This window comes from uncultured Mobiluncus sp. (assembly GCF_902488535.1).
Taxonomy (GTDB): Bacteria; Actinomycetota; Actinomycetes; order Actinomycetales; family Actinomycetaceae; genus Mobiluncus.
Window position 1 is genome coordinate 1 of the sequence record NZ_CABTWO010000004.1, and the last position, 18,901, is coordinate 18,901.

The window sequence follows — 18,901 nt, forward strand, 5'->3', positions numbered from 1 at the left end:
CACGTCAGCCGCCATCGCGGGAGCGACGCCCATGCCAGCAACCAGCGCCAACGAAGCAGCGCCAATCACAAACTTCTTCTTCAAATTCATCTTCAAAAAACCCTTCTTCTGGGTAATAAAGGGTGGAATTTTTTAAACCACCCAGGTGATCCAGGACGGAAACACCCGAGAAAAGTCTACACCACCCAAGTGTTCTGTCAATATTGCGAAAGTCCCCGAGTCGCGAATTCTCGCGGTTTTAGGGCCAATCGCTTCCGAGGAAACCCCCGGAACCAAGGTACCTTCCGGACCCTCGGCTATCAGCCGAAAGGCAGGGAGGAACCTTGCTAACACCCTATATATGTAAAGGCTGGGGACAATCTTACACGAAATGTCAGAAAACGAATGTGAGATAGGTCACACTCGGGGATTTTGGGCAGGTTGCCGTTTTACTCGCTGCTTTCAATGGCGAGCAGCACTAGATTTCTACTGTTGCTTACACGAACGACCGATTTCACCGCGCTTGTGACCACGTCCCTAGACTGCAAATGACCACCACCTGCGGTTTTGCTAAACCCCGGCGCGCAATCACCCAAAATTCCCGGCGAAATCTCTCGTTCATGCACCTGCTTTAATGACTATGGCTCGAAATCCCAGGAGCGCCGACCGGCCCGCCATCAGGACTCCCGGACGTGTAAAGCAGTTTTACACATCGAGAAAACGTGTAAAAAAATTCGGAAATTCTTTACACGTTATATCTTGTTGCAGGTAAACTAACCACATGAGTGTCAATCCTGAACGGCCGTACCAAGACTTGCCCCCGCTGCCGCCTGCGTGCAATCTGCACACCCCCAAAATCATTCGCAAGACCATTTCCGCATCCCGCGCCTTAGCTACAGCGGGAACTTCGGCGAAACGGCTGCCGAACCCGAACATTTTGATACACGCTATCCCGCTGCTGGAAGCCCGCGCCTCGAGCGAAATCGAAAACATCGTCACCACCAACGACGAACTGTTTAAAGCTGCAAGCAACGTCGCTAACCCCACCCTCGCGACTCGTGAAGCCCTCAACTACCGCGAAGCGCTTTATACCGGCTACCAGTCCCTAAAGCAACGGCCCTTGTGCCTGAACACCGCAACACTGGTTTGTTCCGTGATAACCGGCAACAACAGCGAGGTCCGCACCGGCTCCGGGACATATATTGGCCGCTCGGACACCAAGAAACGCATCTATACCCCACCTCAGGGCCGGGAGGAGATAATCAGGCATCTCAATCATTGGGAAAACTTCATGCACCGCAACCAAGACTTCGACCCGCTGATTAAGATGGCGCTACTGCACTACCAGTTTGAGGCTATCCACCCGTTCTCTGACGGCAACGGGCGCACCGGCAGAATCCTGAATGTGCTGTTTCTGGTGGAAAGCAATCTTCTGGATCAACCCATCACCTACCTATCCGGCTACATCGTGGAGAACAAAGGGGAATACTACGAACGGTTAAACGCCGTCACCCAAAACGCTGACTGGGAATCCTGGATAGAGTTCATCCTCACCGCCGTGGAAGTCACGTCCGAGTGGACAGACCACCTGGTGACACGGATTTACCAACTCATAGATCAGACTACGGAACAGTTGAAAGACACCAAGTTACCCGTTAGGGATTTGGCGCATCTGCTCTTTACTCAGCCCTACCTGAGATACGCGGATTTGATGGAGACTCAGGGTATCTCACGCCCGACTGCAACAAAGTGGGCAGAGGCGCTGACTCAATGCGGAATCGTGGAACGCCAAAAAGTCGGGAAAAATGTCATTTTTATAAATTGGCAGTACCTGGACGAGCTGTTCAATACGCCGCTGCCGCGTTGAGTCCGGGTGCGGAACTTCCACGTTATCCGAGGTCAAAAGGTTCTTGGCGAACCTGAGTTAGTCCGGGACGGGTTGGCGCCGGGTTGGTAACGTGTAAAACATTTTTGCACACCGAGAAAACGTGTAAAGAAATTCAGAAATTCTTTACACGTTGTCTCAAACGCGCTGGCGGTCCCCCAGACGTACACGCACGCTACATCGGTGCGCCGCAGCGCCCTTGTGAGCGAAAACCTAACGCGGGCGGTACGGATTATCCTCGGCGGGGCGCAGAATCACGACACCGAGCGGGGGAATCCGCAAAGATACCGAGCAGGGCCGGTTGTTCCACGGAATCTCTTCGGCCGTGACTTGGCCGAGGTTGCCCACCCCGGAACCGCCATAAACTTCAGCGTCCGTGTTCAGGATCTCGTCCCACTTGCCGGCAAACGGCAGGCCGACCCGGAACGGATCGTGGGGGTTGCCGCTAAAGTTCGCCACCACCGCCAGCAAGTGACCCGAATCAATCCCCGAAGGATCCGATTCCGCCACGGAGCGGCGCAGATAGGTGATCAAGTTGTGGTCGGCATCGCTGGGCTCAATCCACTCGAACCCGCGATAGTCGTCACACCACAGCGCCGGATTGGACGCATACAGGTGGTTCAAATCAGTGACCAGCTGGCGAATCCCCTGGTGCTCGGGAATGTCCAGGTGCCACCAATCCAGGGACGCCCCCGAATTCCATTCCGCGCCCTGGCCAAACTCGGAGCCCATGAAGATGAGCTGCTTGCCCGGATGCGTCCACTGGTAAGCAAACAGCAGGCGCAATCCGGCCAGCTGGCGCCAGTAATCGCCGGGCATCTTGGACAGCAGGGAGCCTTTGCCGTGCACGACCTCATCGTGGGACAGCGGCAGGACAAAGTTCTCTGAAAAGGCGTAGACCAGGCTAAACGTCAGCTCGTTGTGGTGCCACTTGCGGTTGACCGGATCCTCCGCCAAGTAGCGCAGAGTGTCGTTCATCCAACCCATGTTCCACTTGAAACCAAAGCCCAGGCCACCTTCGGAAGTCGGCTGGGTGACGCCGGGCCACGCGGTCGATTCCTCGGCAATCATGACCGTGCCGGGGCAAACCCGGTAGCAGGTCGCGGTCACTTCTTGCAGCAGGGCGATGGCCTCGAGGTTCTCCCGCCCGCCGTACTGGTTCGGGTGCCACTGGCCCTCTTTGCGGGAATAATCCAGGTACAGCATCGACGCCACCGCATCCACCCGCAGGCCGTCAATGTGGAAGTCCTCCATCCAGTACAGGGCGTTGGCGACCAGGAAGTTCTTCACCTCGCGGCGGCCGTAGTTGAACACCAGCGTCCCCCAGTCCGGGTGCTCGCCACGCTGCGGATCGGGGTCCTCGTACAGAGCCGTGCCATCGAATCCGGCCAGCGCCCAATCGTCCTTCGGGAAGTGCGCCGGAACCCAGTCCAAGATGACGCCAATCCCGTTTTGGTGCAGCACATCGACCAAGTAGCGGAAGTCGTCGGGCGTGCCGTAGCGCGCGGTCGGAGCGAAGTATGACGTGCACTGATACCCCCAGGATGGACCAAACGGGTGTTCCGCCACCGGCATGAACTCCACGTGGGTGAAGCCCATTTCCTTTACGTAAGGCACCAGGTGTTCGGCCAGGTCACGGTAGCCGTAGCCTTCTTTCCATGAACCAATATGGCATTCGTAGATGCTCATCGGCTGGGCGTGAATCGGGTGTTCCTCGACGTTCGCGGCGCGCTGTTCCATCCATTCGTCGTCGTTCCAGGTGTGGAATTTGTCGGTGACGACCGAGGCCGTGGCGGGGGGAATCTCCGTAGCGCGGGCCATCGGGTCGGCCTTTTGTCGCCAGTTCCCGTCCGGGCCTTTGATGTCGTATTTGTAGCGTGCGCCTATCTCGACACCGGGAATGAACAGCTCCCAGACGCCCGACGCGCCGAGGCTGCGCATCGCACACCCCGACCCGTCCCAAAAGTTGAAGTCCCCCACGACCTTCACCGCTTGTGCGTTCGGCGCCCACACCGCGAACGCCACGCCCTTTACGACCCCGAGCGGACCCTCGTACTCCTTAATATGCGCACCCAAAACGTCCCACAAGCGCTCGTGACGGCCTTCGGAAATGAGGTAAGTGTCCATTTCGCCCAAGGTCGGCAGGAAACGGTAGGGGTCGTCCCCCAGCACTTCCTGGTCGCCGTAGGTCACTTTCACACGGTAGTCCTCGACTTCGGCGTGCGGGATGACGGCCACCCACACTCCGTCCTGTTCGTGTTCAGCAGGGAATTCGCCGTGCTCGGTGACTATGGTGACGCTTTGCGCCATGTGACGCACGGTGCGGATGGTGACGTCCTCACCGTCCGAGTGCGGTCCCAGCACCGAGTGCGGGGCGTAGTAATTCGCGTAGGCGACCTGGTTCAAAAGTTCCGGGGAAACGGTGATTTTAGCCATGGGGTAATTCTTTCATATTTTGCTAGGCGATGTTTTGGGTTCAGTTATGCAATCGCTACCTACCGCGACTCGCGGCGACGCTAGGGCACGTGGTACTTGGAAAACTTCGCTTTCCGTGCCGCTTCCTTGGCTTTGACAATGCAAGCGAGCTTGCGCTGCCAAAGCCTTCGTCGCGGTGGGGTCCTGCACTATTTTTCTAGGCAACAAGTTGCCAAGAAAAATGTACGTGCACCCACAGTGTGCCTACGCGCTCGCCGCCTGAGTCTCGGATAAGAGAAGGACCAAAGACGAGGCACGACTCAACCGGTTCAGTCCGGAATGGGGCTGAAGCTGAGAATATGTCCGGGCGCGGTATAAGGATTGAGCTGGACAAAATTATCCCGTCCCCAGGTATATTCGGCGCCGGTCAGTTCATCGCGCACTACAAACAGGCGCTGCCCCTCGCCGGGCGCAGCCAGCTCCGGGAAGTCCTCCGGGCACAACCCTAGTGACGGCAAATCCAGGTGGACCCAGCCGGTTTGGGTGTTGTGCGGGTCGAGGTTCACGATGACCAGCACCGTGTCCGCCCGGCCGGTCGGGGAATGCGCGGCGTCAATGTGCTTGGAATAAGCGATGATGGCGTCGTTTTCGACAGCGTGGAACTTGATGTTGCGCAGCTGCATCAGCGCCGGGTGAGCGGCCCGGGCCGCGTTCAGGGTGCGCAGCAGGGAGGCGATGCCGTACTTGTCGCGCGCCGCCCAGTCATAGACTTTCACCTCATACTTCGGGTTGTCGTTGACTTCCTCGACCCCGGGACGCTGCACGTGTTCGCAAAACTCGTAGCTGCCCCCGAGGATTCCCCAGGTCGGAGCGGCCGTGGCCGCCAGCAGAGCGCGGGCTTTGAACGCCCCTACACCGGCCGTCATGTAGTCGGTCAAAATGTCGGGTGTCATAGGGAACAGAGCCGGGCGCAACACGTGGGCCGTTTCATAAGCGAGTTCCTCAAAGTACTCGGTCAGCTCCGTCTTGGAGTTGCGCCACGTAAAGTACGTGTAAGACAGGTGGAACCCCGCTTTTGCCAGCCCCCGCATCATCGCCGGAGCGGTAAACGCCTCGGAGAGCATCACCACTTCGGGGTGGGTTTGGTGCAGGTCGGCCGCCAGACGCTGCCAGAAACGCACCGGCTTCGTGTGCGGGTTATCCATGCGGAAAATCGTGACCCCGTGGTCAATCCAAAACTCGATCACCCGCCGGATTTCGGCATACAGCCCGTCCGGGTCGTGGTCAAAGTTCAGGGGATAGATGTCTTGGTATTTCTTGGGAGGATTTTCGGCGTAGGCAATCGAACCGTCAGCCCGGGCGGAAAACCATTCGGGGTGCGACTTTACCCACGGGTGGTCCGGGGAACACTGCAGGGCAAAGTCCAGCGCAATCTCCAGGTGGTTGCGTTTCGCCGCCGCCGCGAACTCGTCAAACGCCTCAATCCCGCCCAAAGCCGGATCGACCGCGTCATGCCCGCCGTCCTCGTTGCCAATCGCCCAAGGCGAGCCCGGATCGCTTGGCCCGGCCTCGAGCGCGTTGTTGCGCCCTTTGCGGAAAGCATGCCCAATCGGGTGGACGGGAGTGAGGTAGATGACATCGAAACCGTCAGCGGCGACCTCGGGCAAAATTTCCGCGGCCGTGCGCAGAGTCCCCGGCACAATCTGGCCGTCCGACCCGTAGTAGGACCCGATGGAACGCGGGAAGATTTCGTACCACGCTCCGGCCACCGAACGCGCCCGGTCGACCCGCAGCGGGCACAGTTTCGTGCGCGTCACCAAATCCCGCAGCGGATTTTCCGCCAAAATGTTCGCGACCAGCTCATTTGTGGCTGCCGACAAACGCACCTGGGGACGGCGCTTTTTCTCGCGCAAGCCCGCAATCGCGCCCTGCAACACGGCCGCGTCAGCCGCGGGCAGCGGAACGGCGGGAGTGGCCGTGTCACGAGCCGAACCGTAGGCCCGTTTCGCCTCGCCCGCAATCGCACGTTCCAGCAGGCGGGCGCCCTCCTCGAGGGTCAGCTCCACGTCGATGCCCGCCGGGATTTTCACCTTGGCGTCATGCACCCACGTCCCATAAGGGTCAATCCACGACTCGACCGCGAACGCGTAACGTCCCACGGTGTTGGGCTGGAGCCAGGCTTCAAACTGGTTTTCACCAGTACCGATTTCATACATCCGGGCGCGGTCCACGACTTCCCAAACCGTGGGGTCGCTCGGGTCAGGAGCGCCCTCGGGGCTGCCCGCCGGAGCATAGAGGTCATAGCCCTTTTCGCCGCGGCGTTTCGGGTCGGCGGGGCGCAGCAGCACCGCGTCAGCGCCGAAGAGGGAATGCCCGTCAACAAACACGGTGGCGTGGACTGGGAACAGCTCGCCGACCGCGGCTTTGGCCGGGAACAGGCCGTCCTCTACGGTGGGGCGCAGCTCGGTGACGCTGATGCGGTTCAGTTCCACGTCAGCAGGCAGGTGGTAGAGGTTCGTGAGGGTTGCCGGGGTTGGGGGTGTGGCCGCGGATTTTGCGGCGGCGGATTTCGCGGCAGTTGGGGTTGCCGGGGTTTCTGCGGCTGGGGTTGCCGGAGTTTCCTGGGTTTTCGCGGCCGCCGTAGGAGCCGGTTTCTTCGTTGATTTCGCGGCGCTTCCCGAGGCTTTTGCCGTCGATTTTGTGCCAGAAGTCCGGGTCTTGCGGGCGGCAGTCGGCTTACTCGGCTTGTCAGCCGGGGGCTTCGCCGCCGGCTTCGTAGCCGGACGAGTGTTAGCACTGGAATGACGCCCGGGTTTCTTGGCGTCGGAATTGCCCGTAGAGTTCGTCTTTTCGCTCACGTCTAAATCTTAAAGCATAACCACAGAATTTATAATCCGTGAGTGCGGGGCATTTACAGCCTTAGTAAAGCCGGGCGCAGAGGTTCAATCAGCACACCGGCCCCCAGAGAGAGCGAAACACCAGGAAAACTCGGCACCGCGCTTGTGAACCCGGCGAAAACCCGACCCACCAGCCTCGTGAGCGAACCAAAAACCCGACACAACGCGCTTGTGAACCTAAACAACGACCCCCAGGAAGTGGCCGACCCCGCCGGTGATTATCATCGCCAGGGCGCCCCCGACCATGACTCGGATGACCGCGCGGAGCCGTGGGGCCTCGCCGCGCCACGCCGAAAGCCAGCCGACCAGCGCTAACGCGACCATCACCATGACGAATGTGGCTTGGATTTTCCACGGGCCGCTGAACAGCAGAATCGCCAGCAGCGGCACCAGAGCGCCGACCGTGAAGGACACCGCCGAGGAAAACGCCGCCGCCCAGGGGGACGTGAATTCCTCGGAACTCAGGCCGTAATGGGCCTGGACATGGGCCTCGACCGGATCGTGGGCGGAGTATTCCTGGGCGACCAGGGTCGCGGTCGCGCGGGTCAGGCCCTTTTCGATGTAGTTTTCCACCAGGCCCTGAAATTCTTTTTCCGGATCCTCGGCAATCAGGCGGCGCTCCTTTGCCACCACCGCTTTTTCCGTGTCGCGCTGGGTGGACACCGAGACATATTCGCCCGCCGCCATCGACAGCGCCCCCGCTACTACGGCCGCGATGCCGGCGGTTGCGATGGCCGTGGTGTTTTCCTGATTCGCCGCCGCCACACCCACGACCACGCCCGCGGTCGAAACAATGCCGTCATTGGCACCTAACACTGCAGCTCGAAGCCAGTTTAGGCGCGAGGAAGTCGCCGCCGACTTGTCGTGTTTTTCGTCCGGTTCGTTCGGGTTTTCGTCCAGGCTTTGGCCCAACTGTTCGCTCAACTGTTCGCTCAAGGTGTGTCGCCTCCGTCGTCCCGTTCGGTGCTGTGTCTACTGTCTCAAGCTACGAGGTTTTCGGCGATATTTCAACGAATCTAAGGCTTGCCTTGGTTAGGCGCAGCTATGTCAGGGCGGGTTGTGAGGAACCGCGCGCGCGGAGCAGGCGAGCTGCAATGCCAACCGGAGAACCTCACTTGTGACAAATATCGCGGCACCGGAACGCAGACGCGCCAACCCCAGATGTCGCAGTGAGCACCGGCCGGTTTTAAGCGCTGGGCGATTTTCCTCAATCGGATTTGATACAGTCCAGGCTTAACGGGTTAAATATCAAGCAGGCGGCCAGCGTTGGCGCCGCGCCCGGATTTAGGAAAGATGAGGCATGACTATGAAAGCTCCCGAAGAACTGCACGATATTCCCGCTGGTCAGGGTGGTGGAGCTGGTGCGGGCGGCGCGGCAGCCTCGCAAACGATTCCCGGGCCGGTGGTCCGAGATGTCACTGATGATACGTTTGCCCAGCTCCTGGAGCTTTCCCGGACTGTTCCGTTTATTTTGGACATGTGGGCGCCCTGGTGTGGGCCGTGTCGCCAGCTCGGTCCCAATTTGGAAAAAGCTGTTAAGAAGGCCGGCGGGCGCGTGGCCTTGGCAAAGGTCAACATAGACGAAAACCCGGCCATCGGCCAAGCGTTTCGAGTGCAAAGCATTCCCGCCGTATTCCTGCTGATGAATGGGCAACCCGCGCCCTTGTTCAACGGCGCTCTGCCTGCTTCGGCAGTGCAGGAGGTCATCGGCAAGGTTATCGAGTTGGCTGAAAAGGAAGGCGTGACGGGTCGCGTGCAGACTGATGGAGCTGACGAGGCCGGATCTGCTGACGGGGCTGAGGCTGCCGGTGCGACTGCCCCGGACGCGCCGCCTGCGGTGGCCGAGGAAATCGAAACCGCGCTGAAACTTCAGGCCAAGGGCGAATATGACCAGGCCATCGAGACTTTAGAGACCTACCTCAAAGCCAACCCTGGTGAATCCAGCCAGGTGGAGCCGCTGTTGGCGAAAATTCGGTTGCAGGCCCGCTCGGCAGAGGCTGAGCCCGCTGGTGAGCCGGCTGGGAAGGGCGCGACCGGCGAGATAGCGGCGCAGCTCGAGGCCGCCGATGCCCAGATGAATGCGGGAGATGCTGCCGGGGCGCTGTCCCGGCTGCTGGGGGTCGTGGCGGAAACCAGCGGCGAGGACCGCGACGCGGCCCGGGCGCGTTTGGTGGAGTATTTCGCGATTCTGGGCGATGATCCGCTGGTTCCGGCGATGCGCTCGAAGCTGGCTACTTTGCTTTACTAGCCTTTTTCGCCGCGGTTTTTCGCGGGGTTCGGCTCGCAGGTTTCGCGGCAGGTTTCTTTGTGCCAGACGACTTTCCAGTTGAGCCGCTAGCTGCGGAGATAGCCTTCGTGACTTCTGCAGACATAGTGCGCAGGCCGCGAGAAAGCGCACCCGCATCATCAAAACCGGCCGCCAAGGTGAGCGTGCCCTCTACCCCGGACAGGGTGCGTTCGGACAGGGAAGCCGCCAAACCGCGGTCTACTCCCAGGCTGAGCAGGGCTTTCGTCAGCGCCGCACGCCACGTGTTGAAGTGCTCCTGCACCTCGGGGGCAAAGTCGCGGGCCGCGGCGTCATGAACCAGTTTGCCCCAGATGCTTTGTTTCTCGCCGTGGTCAAAGAACGTCAGGATTCCGGCGAACATCCCGGCGACGTCCGCCGATTCCAGCGGTGCGACCACGGCGGCTTGAAAGTCGTGTTCCACAGCTGCCAGAACCTCGCGCATCATCTGAGCTTTACCATCGGGAAAGAGGTGATACAGCGAGCCTCGCCCCAGTCCGGTCGTCGCCGAAATCTCGGCCATGCCAGCTCCGGTGTAGCCCCGCGCCTGAAATAGCGCCGCCAGTTTACCTACTATTTCCACGCGATTTGGTTTCCCCACCGCCGGTCCTTTCCGCGAGTCAATCCGTCTAACTGACAGTATGGTGAATTTTTGACCGTTCGTTCAATTGCCGCGCCGGCTGGCCCAGTTTTCCTCAAAAATCCCTCGGTATCGAAGTGTGCGTGGATTAAAGGTGAAAATAAGGTCGTAGCTGCCAATAATGGCAGCTACTGCCCAAATCCCACCTTATATTCGCAATCCAGCAAGTATCCCACTCACAAACAGCGGCTCAAAGCCCGCAGCCATAGAAAAAGCCCGGTCGGCTGGGAATCCCAGCCGACCGGGCAAATTCGGGCAAAAACCCGGCAAACTTAGCTTCCGAAGAAGTAGTGTGTCTCCGGGTTATCGGCGGCGCGCTCGGCATTGGTGACCAAGCCCAGCTCGGTGTAACCAGCCATCAGCGGATGGCTCGGCACCACGCGAACCTGGTAACCCAGCGGACCGGCATTTTTCAGCGTTGTCTCCAAACGGTAGGACACCACGCCGTTTTCAGAGCGTTCCGCCTGCATCGCCAGGACCTCGAAACCGGACAGGTCATCGCTGGAAGTGACGCGGCCCAGTAGCAACTGCACCTCGACGTCTTCGGGACGCAGGTTCCCCAGCTGGACATCAGCAAAGAACGAGGCGCTGTCCCCCACGATTGCTACGTCACCGACTTTGGAGCCGACGTGTTTCACCGCGACCTGATTCCAGCTCGAACGCACCCGCGCCTTGTAAGCCGCCAGGTCACGAGCCGCTTGGTGACCCACGCTGTTCAGCACCCGGTTGGACGCGGCAATCGGGGTATAGAGGTTTTCCACGTACTCGCTGACCATGCGCTGCGCCTGCACGCGCGGCCCCAGCGTCGCCAGGGTGTGGCGTACCATTTCCATCCAGTTGCGCGGAATCCCGTTCTCGTCTCGATCGTAGAAGCGCGGAGCGACCGTGTTCTCGATGAGGTTATACAGCCCCTCGGCCTCGATAGCGTCGCGACGTTCCGGATCGTCAACCCCGTCAGCGGTGGGAATGGCCCAGCCGTTGCGGCCGTCATACATTTCGTCCCACCAGCCGTCCAAGATGGACAGGTTCAAAGCACCGTTGATGGCGCACTTCATGCCAGAAGTCCCGGAGGCCTCCAGCGGGCGCAGCGGGTTGTTCAGCCACACATCCACGCCGGGCATCAGGGTTTGAGCCATATCCATGTCATAGTTGGGCAGGAAGGCGATACGGTCGCGCACATCGTACTGGTCAGCGAAAGCCACCAGGCGCTGAATCAGGCTGACGCCCTGTTCGTCGTCCGGGTGGGATTTCCCAGCCACGATGATCTGAACCGGGCGTTCTTTATTCGTCAAGATGGCCGCCAGGCGCTCCGGGTTGTTAATCATCAGCGTCAGACGCTTGTAAGTCGGGACGCGGCGGGCAAAACCAATGGTCAAAACATCAGGATCGAGGATTCGGTTCGTCCAGTCCAGCTCGGCCGGGGACGCCCCGCGCTCCAGCCAGGATTCACGCACCCGCCGGCGGGCATCGAGCACCAGCTGTTCGCGCAGCTCACGACGCAGTTCCCAGAGTTCCTCGTCGCTAACACCGCCTTCCTCGGGAGGGCGCACCCACCGGTAGGTGTTGACGTGTTCGCCGGGATCTTGGTGTCCACGAGCCAGCTGCGCCAAACGTCCATCAGTCCAGGTCGGGCCATGTACCCCGTTGGTAATAGAGGTGATGGGCACCTCGGAGACGTCAAATCCGGGCCACAGCTTGTGGAACATACCGCGCGAAACTTTGCCGTGCAGCCGAGCCACACCGTTGGCCATACGCGCCATGCGCAAGCCCAAAACCGCCATGTTGAACACGTTGGGGTCCCCGCCCTCGTACGTTTCCGCGCCCAGAGCCAGCAGCTGCTCGGTGGTCACGCCAGGAATCTCGATCGGCGCCAGGTAACGCTGCACCAAGGACCGGTCGAAACGGTCGATACCGGCGGGAACCGGCGTGTGGGTGGTGAACAGCGTGCCGGAACGCACCGCTTCAATAGCCGTGCCGAAGTCGAGGTGTTCCTCACCGGTCATCAGCTCGCGGATACGTTCCACCGCCATGAATCCGGCGTGGCCTTCGTTGCAGTGATAGACCTCGGGGGTCGGTGCGCCGGTCAACCGACTGTAGGTGCGCAGGGCTTTCACCCCGCCCACGCCGAGCAACAGTTCCTGTTCCATGCGGTGGTCTTTCGACCCACCATAGAGGCGGTCGGTCACCAGTCGGGCGGCCTCGTCGTTCTTGGCCACGTCAGAGTCCATCATCAGCAGGGAGATGCGCCCCACTTTCGCGACCCACACTTGGGCATACAGAGTGCGGTGGTCGGGCAGCGGCACTTCGATCATCGCGGGGGTGCCGTCATCTTCACGCAGCAGGGTCAGCGGCATATTATCCGGGTCGATGACCGGGTAGGATTCGCGCTGCCAGCCTTCGCGAGTCAGGGACTGACGGAAGTAGCCAGCCTGATAGAGCAGGCCCACGCCGATAATCGGAACCCCCAAGTCGGAAGCGGACTTCAAGTGATCGCCGGCCAGGATCCCCAAACCGCCGGAGTATTGCGGCAAAACGGCAGTCACGCCGAATTCAGCCGAGAAATACCCAATCGCGCTGGGCTTGTCAGCATTGTTGAACTGGGATTGATACCACTGCGGCTTTTCCAAGTAATCACCCAAATCGCGTTCCAAAGCCGCGGCTTGGTTCACAATGTCCGGGTTTGCCGAAAGTTCGTCCAGTTTTTGCACCGAAATCGAGCCGAGGAAAGCCGCCGGATCGTGGCCGACTTCCTCCCAGACTTTCGGATCCAAGGACGCGAAGAAATCGCGGGAAGGCCGGTGCCAGGACCAGCGCAGATTTTGAGCCAAGTTACCAATTGGCTTCAAGTTTTCAGGAAGGACGGAGCGTACAGTAAATCTTCGTATTGCTTTCACAGTCCTATCCTACGTGGTAGTTGAGGATTTTAGGTAAATTTTTACTAAAACATAGTTTTGGCGGCCCCGAAGGACCGCCAAAACTTGGGGGTGTCATGAAAAAAGTTTATTCGCTGGCATCTTCCGGCAGGGCGTAAGCGTCCACGTCGGCCGGCAACTCGACCGGCTCGCGGGTTTCCTCGTCCTCTTGCAGAGCCTGCAAACCAGAGATGGCATCGGCAGCGCGAGACCCCAACAGGCCACGCATCTCGTCGAGGTAGGCCGCCACAGATTCGCGCTGACGTTCCAGCTTTTCGACCGTGCGCTGTGCCGCGGCACGTTCGGCTTGAGCTTCGGCACGAGCCGCTTCGCGCAGCTGCTGCGCTTCGACTTCCGCAGCCGAGATGGTGGCCTCGGCGGTGCGGCGGGCGTCCTCTTGACGGCGGCGCACCACGGCATCGGTATCGGTCAACAGACGTTCGGCACGTTGCAGGGTTTCACCGAGGTGCTTCTCAGCGTCAGCGACCTGAGCCTTCGCAGTGGCAACCATCGCGGAGGTCTCGGCGCGAGCCTGTTCGTGCGCCTGCGCGTCAGCTTCACGAGCGGCCGCACGCGCGGAGGCAATCTCAGTTTCGGTGTCCTGGCGAGCCTGTTCAGATTCGGCACGCAGACGTTCGGCTTCGGCGCGAGCGTTAGAGATAATCTTGTCGGCTTCGGCGCGGGTTTCCGCCAGCAACTTTTCAGCCATTTGCTGAGCCTGTTCGCGCACCTGGGTGGCCTCGGCAGTAGCGGTTTCACGCAGCTCTTGAATCTCAGTCGCCGCTTCGTTACGCAAAGCCGTGGTTTCCTGTTCAGCCTTAACTCGGGCTTCTACGTAGTCCTTTTCAGCTTGAGCGCGCTGCAACTCGGTTTCGCGGTCAGCAGTGGCGCGCAGGTCGTTGACCTGGGTGTTCACTTCAGCGCGCAAGGACGCCGCTTCACGTTCCGCCGCGGCGACCAGTTCATCAGCGCGGTGCTGAGCGTTGGTGAGCACGGTTTCCGCTTCGGTTTCCGCCTGAGTGGTGCGTTCCTCCGCTTCACGGCGAGCCTCAGCCAGCATGGAAGCCGCTTCGGCTTCGGCGCGCTGGGTCAGGCGCTGCGTGTTAGAACGAGTCTTTTCCAGCAGGGATTCCGCGTCAGCGTTCGCCTTATTAATAACGGTGGTGGACTGTTCCTCAGCCGAACGCAACAGCTGTTCGATGCGCTCGCCCAAGCCGGTATAACTCGACTTGTCGCTTTCCTTTAGACGGCGCTGAGCTTCGCCCAAATCCCCAGCTAGGGTGGCATTACGCGCGTCGAGGGTTTCCACCTCGCGGCGTGCTTCAGCTAAAGCCGTCATTAAAGTTTGAATCTGCAGGTCAACCTGAACGCGGTCGTACCCGCGCATCACGATTGGAAAATCTGTCTGCTCTTCGGTCACTTGTGAGTCCTCCTAAAGACGTCAACCAACGGGCAAATTAACCTGCCCCGCCAAACTTAGTATAACGATACCCTAAGTCTATAACGAAAAATTCTAGGATTAACCATTTACACGAACCTTTATGACATGGCTAAGTCGCTGCGAGCCGCCATTCTCGCTAAAGTTAAAAGGTAGTCGGTTCCAAAATTTTCAAGGAGACCCATGTCAACGAATCGCACCGCCCGCTATCTCAGCATTGCCCTGCTGGTTGTCTCGCTTTTGGCGGCATTCATTGGGGTGTCTCGCCTGACTTTCCTGCGTCCCAGCGCTAACGTGGCGTTTCACAGTGAACCAACCAAGTCGGCGGTGGTGTTGACGGGAGAAAATCTGTTGGAGTCCACCGGGGAAAAGGTCACGATTCGTGCCACCGGCCCGGCAAAGCAGGAAGTCTTTTTAGGAATCGCCCTGACCTCGGACGCCATGGCTTTCGCCAAGTCCGTCAATCACCTGGAACTGACCGGTTTCAAAGCCGATGGCAAACTGACTTCTCGGAGCATCAAGGCGAAAAAAACTAATTCTGCTCCTGGCGAACAAACTTCGCCGGACGGTTTGCAGCACCTCGCCGCCCCCGCCCAGGCGGACGCAGCGGACCTGACGTCCTTGGATATTTGGAAACAGAGCGCCCGCGGCACCGGTCACGCCTCCCTGAACTGGCAACTCAGTGACAATCGCTGGAGCGCGGTCGCATTCGTGGTGAACGCCCCGGCTAAAGCGGCCGGACCGCAGCTGGAGCTGAAGTGGAAGCTGAAGCACGAACCCTCCAATATCTCGGCGATTTTGCTGGTAATCGTGGGGATTATCGCCGCGGGAGCCATCGCGACTTATCTGACCCTGCTGGTGCTGTCCGAACGGCGTTCGCGTGCCAAACGTTTGGAAACTTTGGAAAAGGATCAGGCACGCCAGCTCGCCAGTCAGGTCACTTCCGCGGTCACCGGCGACGCCCCCGCGGATACCGGCGTCATTCCGGCAGTTCATCCCACGCGCCGCTCCCTGCGGATGGCGGAGGAAGCCGAGAGCCAGACCCGAAAAGGCAGAAAGTCGCGGCACAGTGAGAAAAACGAGGACCTGAAAGACGCAGAGACGGAGGACACCCATGACGAATAAGCTGACGACCCTCCTGGCTGGCACCGCAACCGCGCTGGCCCTGAGCGCTTGTGCCTACACCCCCACCCTTGTGACCTCCCCCAATGCCGGTAACGAACCGCCCGCCCTTGACCAGCAGCGCATCACGAAGGTCACCACCGAGGCGAATGCTGCCGCCCAAGCCGGGGACGGCGCTCGTGACTGGCAGCAGCTGGCCAGCCGTTTTATGAACCCGGCTATGGCCATGCGCAACGGGGAATACCTGATGACCAACACGACCCGCGGCGCCAACCTAGGCGCCCTACCACTGGCGAATCCGCAGGTAGCAGTGGTTCAGCAGGCCTCGGACTGGCCGCGCTACGCCTACACGGTTTCACCTTCGGTCGAAGGCCAACCGCTGTACGTCTTCGGTTTCGTCCAGTCCTCGCCGCGCGCCAACTACGCGCTGTGGGGCTACACGAAACTGTTCCCCAAAGCGAGTTTCCCCGCGACTTTCAAGCCGGAAGTCGGCTCGCCCCGCCCCCCCGCGGATTCCAAAGATTTCGTGGTAGCGCCCAGAGCCTTGGCGAAAACTTACGCCGACTACCTGAACGACCCGAACAGCGCCAAAGACGTTTTTGAAACCGAGAACGATTCCTTAGCAGCGACTTTTGCCCAGCGGCGCACGGACTATGCCACTCTCTCTCAGCAAAGTCGCGGTTTGGAAGTCACGATGGCCGCGCGACCCGGCGCTGACGGCTGTATCGCCCTGGGCACCACCGACGGCGGAGCGCTGGTCATGGCGACCCTCAACTACGATGTGACCATGAAGTCTCCCCGGAAACTCCAGCTCTCTGCCCTGGCTCAGGCCCACACCGGGAAAAACACCGCGGCCTCGACCTTGACGGAAACCCACACGGTGGTGGCGTTGTTCAACTTGCCGGACAAAGCCAGCAAAAACCGGAAGATTACGGTCTTGGGCGCCTCCGATGCCGTCACGGCGATGAGCGCGGACTAGGGCGTTGCGGTCGCGTTCACAAGGGCGTTGCGGCAACGTTTGATGACGTTTCCGTGCGCGTTCACAAGGGTGTTGCCGCAGGTTAGTGTGTTTGGGTGCGGCTTACATGCACTGGGGGTAGAGCGCCATTAGACGGCGCGAAACGGCCCCGGGATTTTCAATCGGCACCAGGTGCGAGGTTTCGTGAACCTCGACGACTTCAGTGTGGGCGGCCTGAGCCATCGCGGCAGCACGCTCGGGGGAAACGACCGGGTCCTCCTCGCCGCGCATGACCAAGACCGGCTTGTCAAAGTTTTCCAGCAGCTCCATTCGGTCCGGGCGAGCCGCCATCACCCGCTGCGCCCAAGAAATTCCCTCGTTGGAGGCTTCCTCGGACCATTGCACCGCCTGAGAGACGACCTCGGGGCGCGCTCGGCGAGTCGAGGCGGTGAACTGGGATTCAATCTGGGGGGTCAACAGGCTCGCGCGGTTCCCGGCCAGCATGGTGATGAGATTTTCAAAACGGTCGGCTTTTTCGCTGACCGTATCCGCGTCCGCCCGGGTCCCAATCAAGCCCAGACCAGCCACGACATCAGGGTGACGCTCCAAAATGGTCAGCGCCACATAGCCACCCAGCGAATTACCCACCGGAATGATGCGCTCAATGCCGAACTTGCCCAGGTTCGCCACGATTTCATCCGCAAATGCGTCCAACGAAGGAGTGTCCATCATCGGCGGAGTTTGGCCGAATCCGGGGGCATCCACCATCAGCAGCGGCACCCCGCCCAAACGGTCCGCGGTCGGCAGCCACATCCGGTGATCCATCGGAAAAGCGTGAAGCAGCACCATCGTAGGACCAATCGGGCCGGGGATAATGTCGCGGGCAATCATGTTCAGCATGGTTTTATCTTAAAGGATTTCCTCTAATACCGGGTAAACCCGAACGGTTTTGCCCGCCTGGCACCACCCACATCGGTCCAGCCCCGCGAACCGGGCGTGACTGAACCGGCGACCGCCAGGACTGGGGAGGGAAAAAATTACTTTGAAACAGAGCAAAAATGCGATAATCGGAACATGAGTGAACCTTTTGCAGTACGCGGACGCATCGTCACGCCCTCTTCCATAATCGTTGATGGGGCCGTCATTATTGACGGGGAATCCATAGTGTGGATGGGCGAGGCGCCCCAGGCCCAGGCGGCAGGTTACGGCGCCGAGGTCGTGGCCGCTCCTTCTCCGACTGACGGACGCTACATTTTGCCGGGCCTAGTCGATACGCACTGCCACGGGGGTGGAGGCAGCTCTTTCCCCGCTGCCGACACGGTAGAAGCCATGATGACCGCCGTGTGGGAACACCGTGTTCACGGCACCACCACCCTGGTCGGTTCGCTCTCGACAGCCTCCCCGGAGGACCTGCGCCGACAGGGCCAGATGCTGGCCGATTTGTGTGACGCGGGCGAACTGGACGGGATTCACTTTGAAGGGCCGTTCCTGGCGTCGGGACGTTTGGGCGTGACGGGGATGCTGCCCGGAGACTCCCCCGCTGATTCCTTTCCCGGGGAAGGGCTCACCGCCCAGGAACGCGAGGAACGAGCTCGTGCCGTCCTGGGGACACAAGATTTCGCACAGGTCCAGCCCCCGAACCCGGCCCTGACCCGCGAGTTGATGATTACCACCCGCGGGCACACGGTGTCGATGACGCTGGCTCCGGAAGGCAAACGCGCCATCGGTTCGGGTTCTGTGGCGGAAGTTTTGATTGAAAACGGGGCGGTTCCCGCTTTTGGACACACGGTCGCCTCCGCCGAGATGATTCGCGGAGCCGCGGCCTGGACACGGGAAAAACTGGGGCTGACCCCCTCGGATAAGCTGCGTTGCCCCCGCTACATTGTGACGCATTTCTTTAACGGGATGCAGCCTTTCCACCATCGCAACCCCGGACCGATATTGGAACTGCTGGCGGATGCGGCCGGGGGCGGTTGCATTCTGGAGTTGATTGCGGACGGGGAACACGTGGATTTCAGCGCGGTGCGTAACGTGTTTGAACTGGTCGGACGCGACTCGGTGGTGTTTGTTAGCAACGCTACCGCCGCCACGGGAATGCCTTCTGACGAGCCCGGCTCCACCGAGGCTGAACCCAACTTGCACCTGGTAGACATCGTGCGCCGAGCCTGGAAAGGCGCGGGGATTCCGCTGAGCGATGCGGTGTACTGTGCTTCGGTGCAGGGAGCCCGCATTTTGGGTCAGACCAACATCGGCGAAATCACCGCGGGCAAACGCGCAGACTTGCTGGTCACGGACGAGAACCTCTATCCGCTTTCGGTCTATCGCCGCGGCACCCTGGTGGCTTCCGTACCTAAGAATTAACCGGATTAGC

The 18,901-nt window shown here is 60.3% G+C and carries 12 protein-coding genes; 5 read left to right on the forward strand and 7 right to left on the reverse strand.

Annotation, left to right across the window (positions count from 1 at the left end):
* Positions 1–760 precede the first annotated feature (760 nt).
* Positions 761–1,846, forward strand: coding sequence for a Fic family protein (locus RDL66_RS02165; RefSeq protein ID WP_308534878.1), 1,086 nt, complete (start codon positions 761–763; stop codon positions 1,844–1,846).
* 231 nt (positions 1,847–2,077) lie between these two features.
* Here the strand turns inward: RDL66_RS02165 and glgB are convergent, their stop codons facing one another.
* From glgB to RDL66_RS02180, 3 genes are all read right to left on the reverse strand, one after another.
* Positions 2,078–4,300, reverse strand: coding sequence for a 1,4-alpha-glucan branching protein GlgB (glgB, locus tag RDL66_RS02170; RefSeq protein WP_308534879.1), 2,223 nt, complete (start codon positions 4,298–4,300; stop codon positions 2,078–2,080).
* Between the two features lie 308 nt (positions 4,301–4,608).
* Positions 4,609–7,137, reverse strand: coding sequence for a maltotransferase domain-containing protein (locus RDL66_RS02175; RefSeq protein WP_308534881.1), 2,529 nt, complete (start codon positions 7,135–7,137; stop codon positions 4,609–4,611).
* 216 nt (positions 7,138–7,353) lie between these two features.
* A complete protein-coding gene (locus RDL66_RS02180) occupies positions 7,354–8,112 on the reverse strand; it encodes a VIT family protein (RefSeq protein WP_308534883.1) in 759 nt (252 codons plus the stop codon).
* 364 nt (positions 8,113–8,476) lie between these two features.
* Here RDL66_RS02180 and RDL66_RS02185 point away from each other — a divergent pair, with 364 nt between their 5' ends.
* Positions 8,477–9,424 (forward strand): tetratricopeptide repeat protein, encoded by a 948-nt coding sequence (locus RDL66_RS02185; protein ID WP_308534885.1) that lies wholly within the window; start codon positions 8,477–8,479, stop codon positions 9,422–9,424.
* Here RDL66_RS02185 and RDL66_RS02190 read toward each other — a convergent pair.
* The 3 genes from RDL66_RS02190 to RDL66_RS02200 form a co-directional block, all read right to left on the reverse strand.
* Positions 9,408–10,061 carry a TetR/AcrR family transcriptional regulator gene (locus RDL66_RS02190; protein ID WP_308534887.1) on the reverse strand — a complete coding sequence of 218 codons (654 nt, stop codon included), beginning with the start codon at positions 10,059–10,061 and terminating at the stop codon, positions 9,408–9,410. The genes RDL66_RS02185 and RDL66_RS02190 overlap by 17 nt on opposite strands.
* Before the next feature lie 311 nt (positions 10,062–10,372).
* Positions 10,373–12,994 (reverse strand): alpha-glucan family phosphorylase, encoded by a 2,622-nt coding sequence (glgP, locus tag RDL66_RS02195; protein ID WP_297722497.1) that lies wholly within the window; start codon positions 12,992–12,994, stop codon positions 10,373–10,375.
* A gap of 106 nt (positions 12,995–13,100) precedes the next feature.
* Entirely contained in the window at positions 13,101–14,432 is a 1,332-nt protein-coding gene (locus RDL66_RS02200; RefSeq protein ID WP_297722499.1) for a DivIVA domain-containing protein, read from the reverse strand.
* 201 nt (positions 14,433–14,633) lie between these two features.
* On the opposite strand from RDL66_RS02200, the gene RDL66_RS02205 reads away from it, so the two are divergent.
* Together RDL66_RS02205 and RDL66_RS02210 are read left to right on the forward strand one after the other, a co-directional pair.
* Complete coding sequence (locus tag RDL66_RS02205) at positions 14,634–15,575, forward strand: hypothetical protein (protein ID WP_308534889.1); 942 nt, start codon at positions 14,634–14,636, stop codon at positions 15,573–15,575.
* Entirely contained in the window at positions 15,565–16,551 is a 987-nt protein-coding gene (locus tag RDL66_RS02210) for a hypothetical protein (protein ID WP_308534891.1), read from the forward strand. The genes RDL66_RS02205 and RDL66_RS02210 overlap by 11 nt, the downstream gene beginning before the upstream one ends.
* A 102-nt stretch (positions 16,552–16,653) precedes the next feature.
* Here RDL66_RS02210 and RDL66_RS02215 read toward each other — a convergent pair whose 3' ends face one another.
* Positions 16,654–17,430 carry an alpha/beta hydrolase gene (locus tag RDL66_RS02215; protein ID WP_308534892.1) on the reverse strand — a complete coding sequence of 259 codons (777 nt, stop codon included), beginning with the start codon at positions 17,428–17,430 and terminating at the stop codon, positions 16,654–16,656.
* Positions 17,431–17,604: 174 nt separating this feature from the next.
* Between RDL66_RS02215 and RDL66_RS02220 the strand changes: the two genes are divergently transcribed.
* On the forward strand, positions 17,605–18,891 hold the full coding sequence (locus RDL66_RS02220; RefSeq protein ID WP_297722510.1) for an N-acetylglucosamine-6-phosphate deacetylase: 1,287 nt from the start codon (positions 17,605–17,607) through the stop codon (positions 18,889–18,891).
* The last annotated feature ends 10 nt before the right edge of the window (positions 18,892–18,901 follow it).

Excerpts from the sequence above, each read along its gene's own strand:
- RDL66_RS02165 (WP_308534878.1), top strand. The coding sequence starts at position 761 with ATGAGTGTCAATCCTGAACGGCCGTACCAAGACTTGCCCCCGCTGCCG.
- glgB (WP_308534879.1), bottom strand. The coding sequence starts at position 4,300 with ATGGCTAAAATCACCGTTTCCCCGGAACTTTTGAACCAGGTCGCCTAC.
- RDL66_RS02185 (WP_308534885.1), top strand. The coding sequence starts at position 8,477 with ATGACTATGAAAGCTCCCGAAGAACTGCACGATATTCCCGCTGGTCAG.
- RDL66_RS02205 (WP_308534889.1), top strand. The coding sequence starts at position 14,634 with ATGTCAACGAATCGCACCGCCCGCTATCTCAGCATTGCCCTGCTGGTT.
- RDL66_RS02210 (WP_308534891.1), top strand. The coding sequence starts at position 15,565 with ATGACGAATAAGCTGACGACCCTCCTGGCTGGCACCGCAACCGCGCTG.
- RDL66_RS02215 (WP_308534892.1), bottom strand. The coding sequence starts at position 17,430 with ATGCTGAACATGATTGCCCGCGACATTATCCCCGGCCCGATTGGTCCT.
- RDL66_RS02220 (WP_297722510.1), top strand. The coding sequence starts at position 17,605 with ATGAGTGAACCTTTTGCAGTACGCGGACGCATCGTCACGCCCTCTTCC.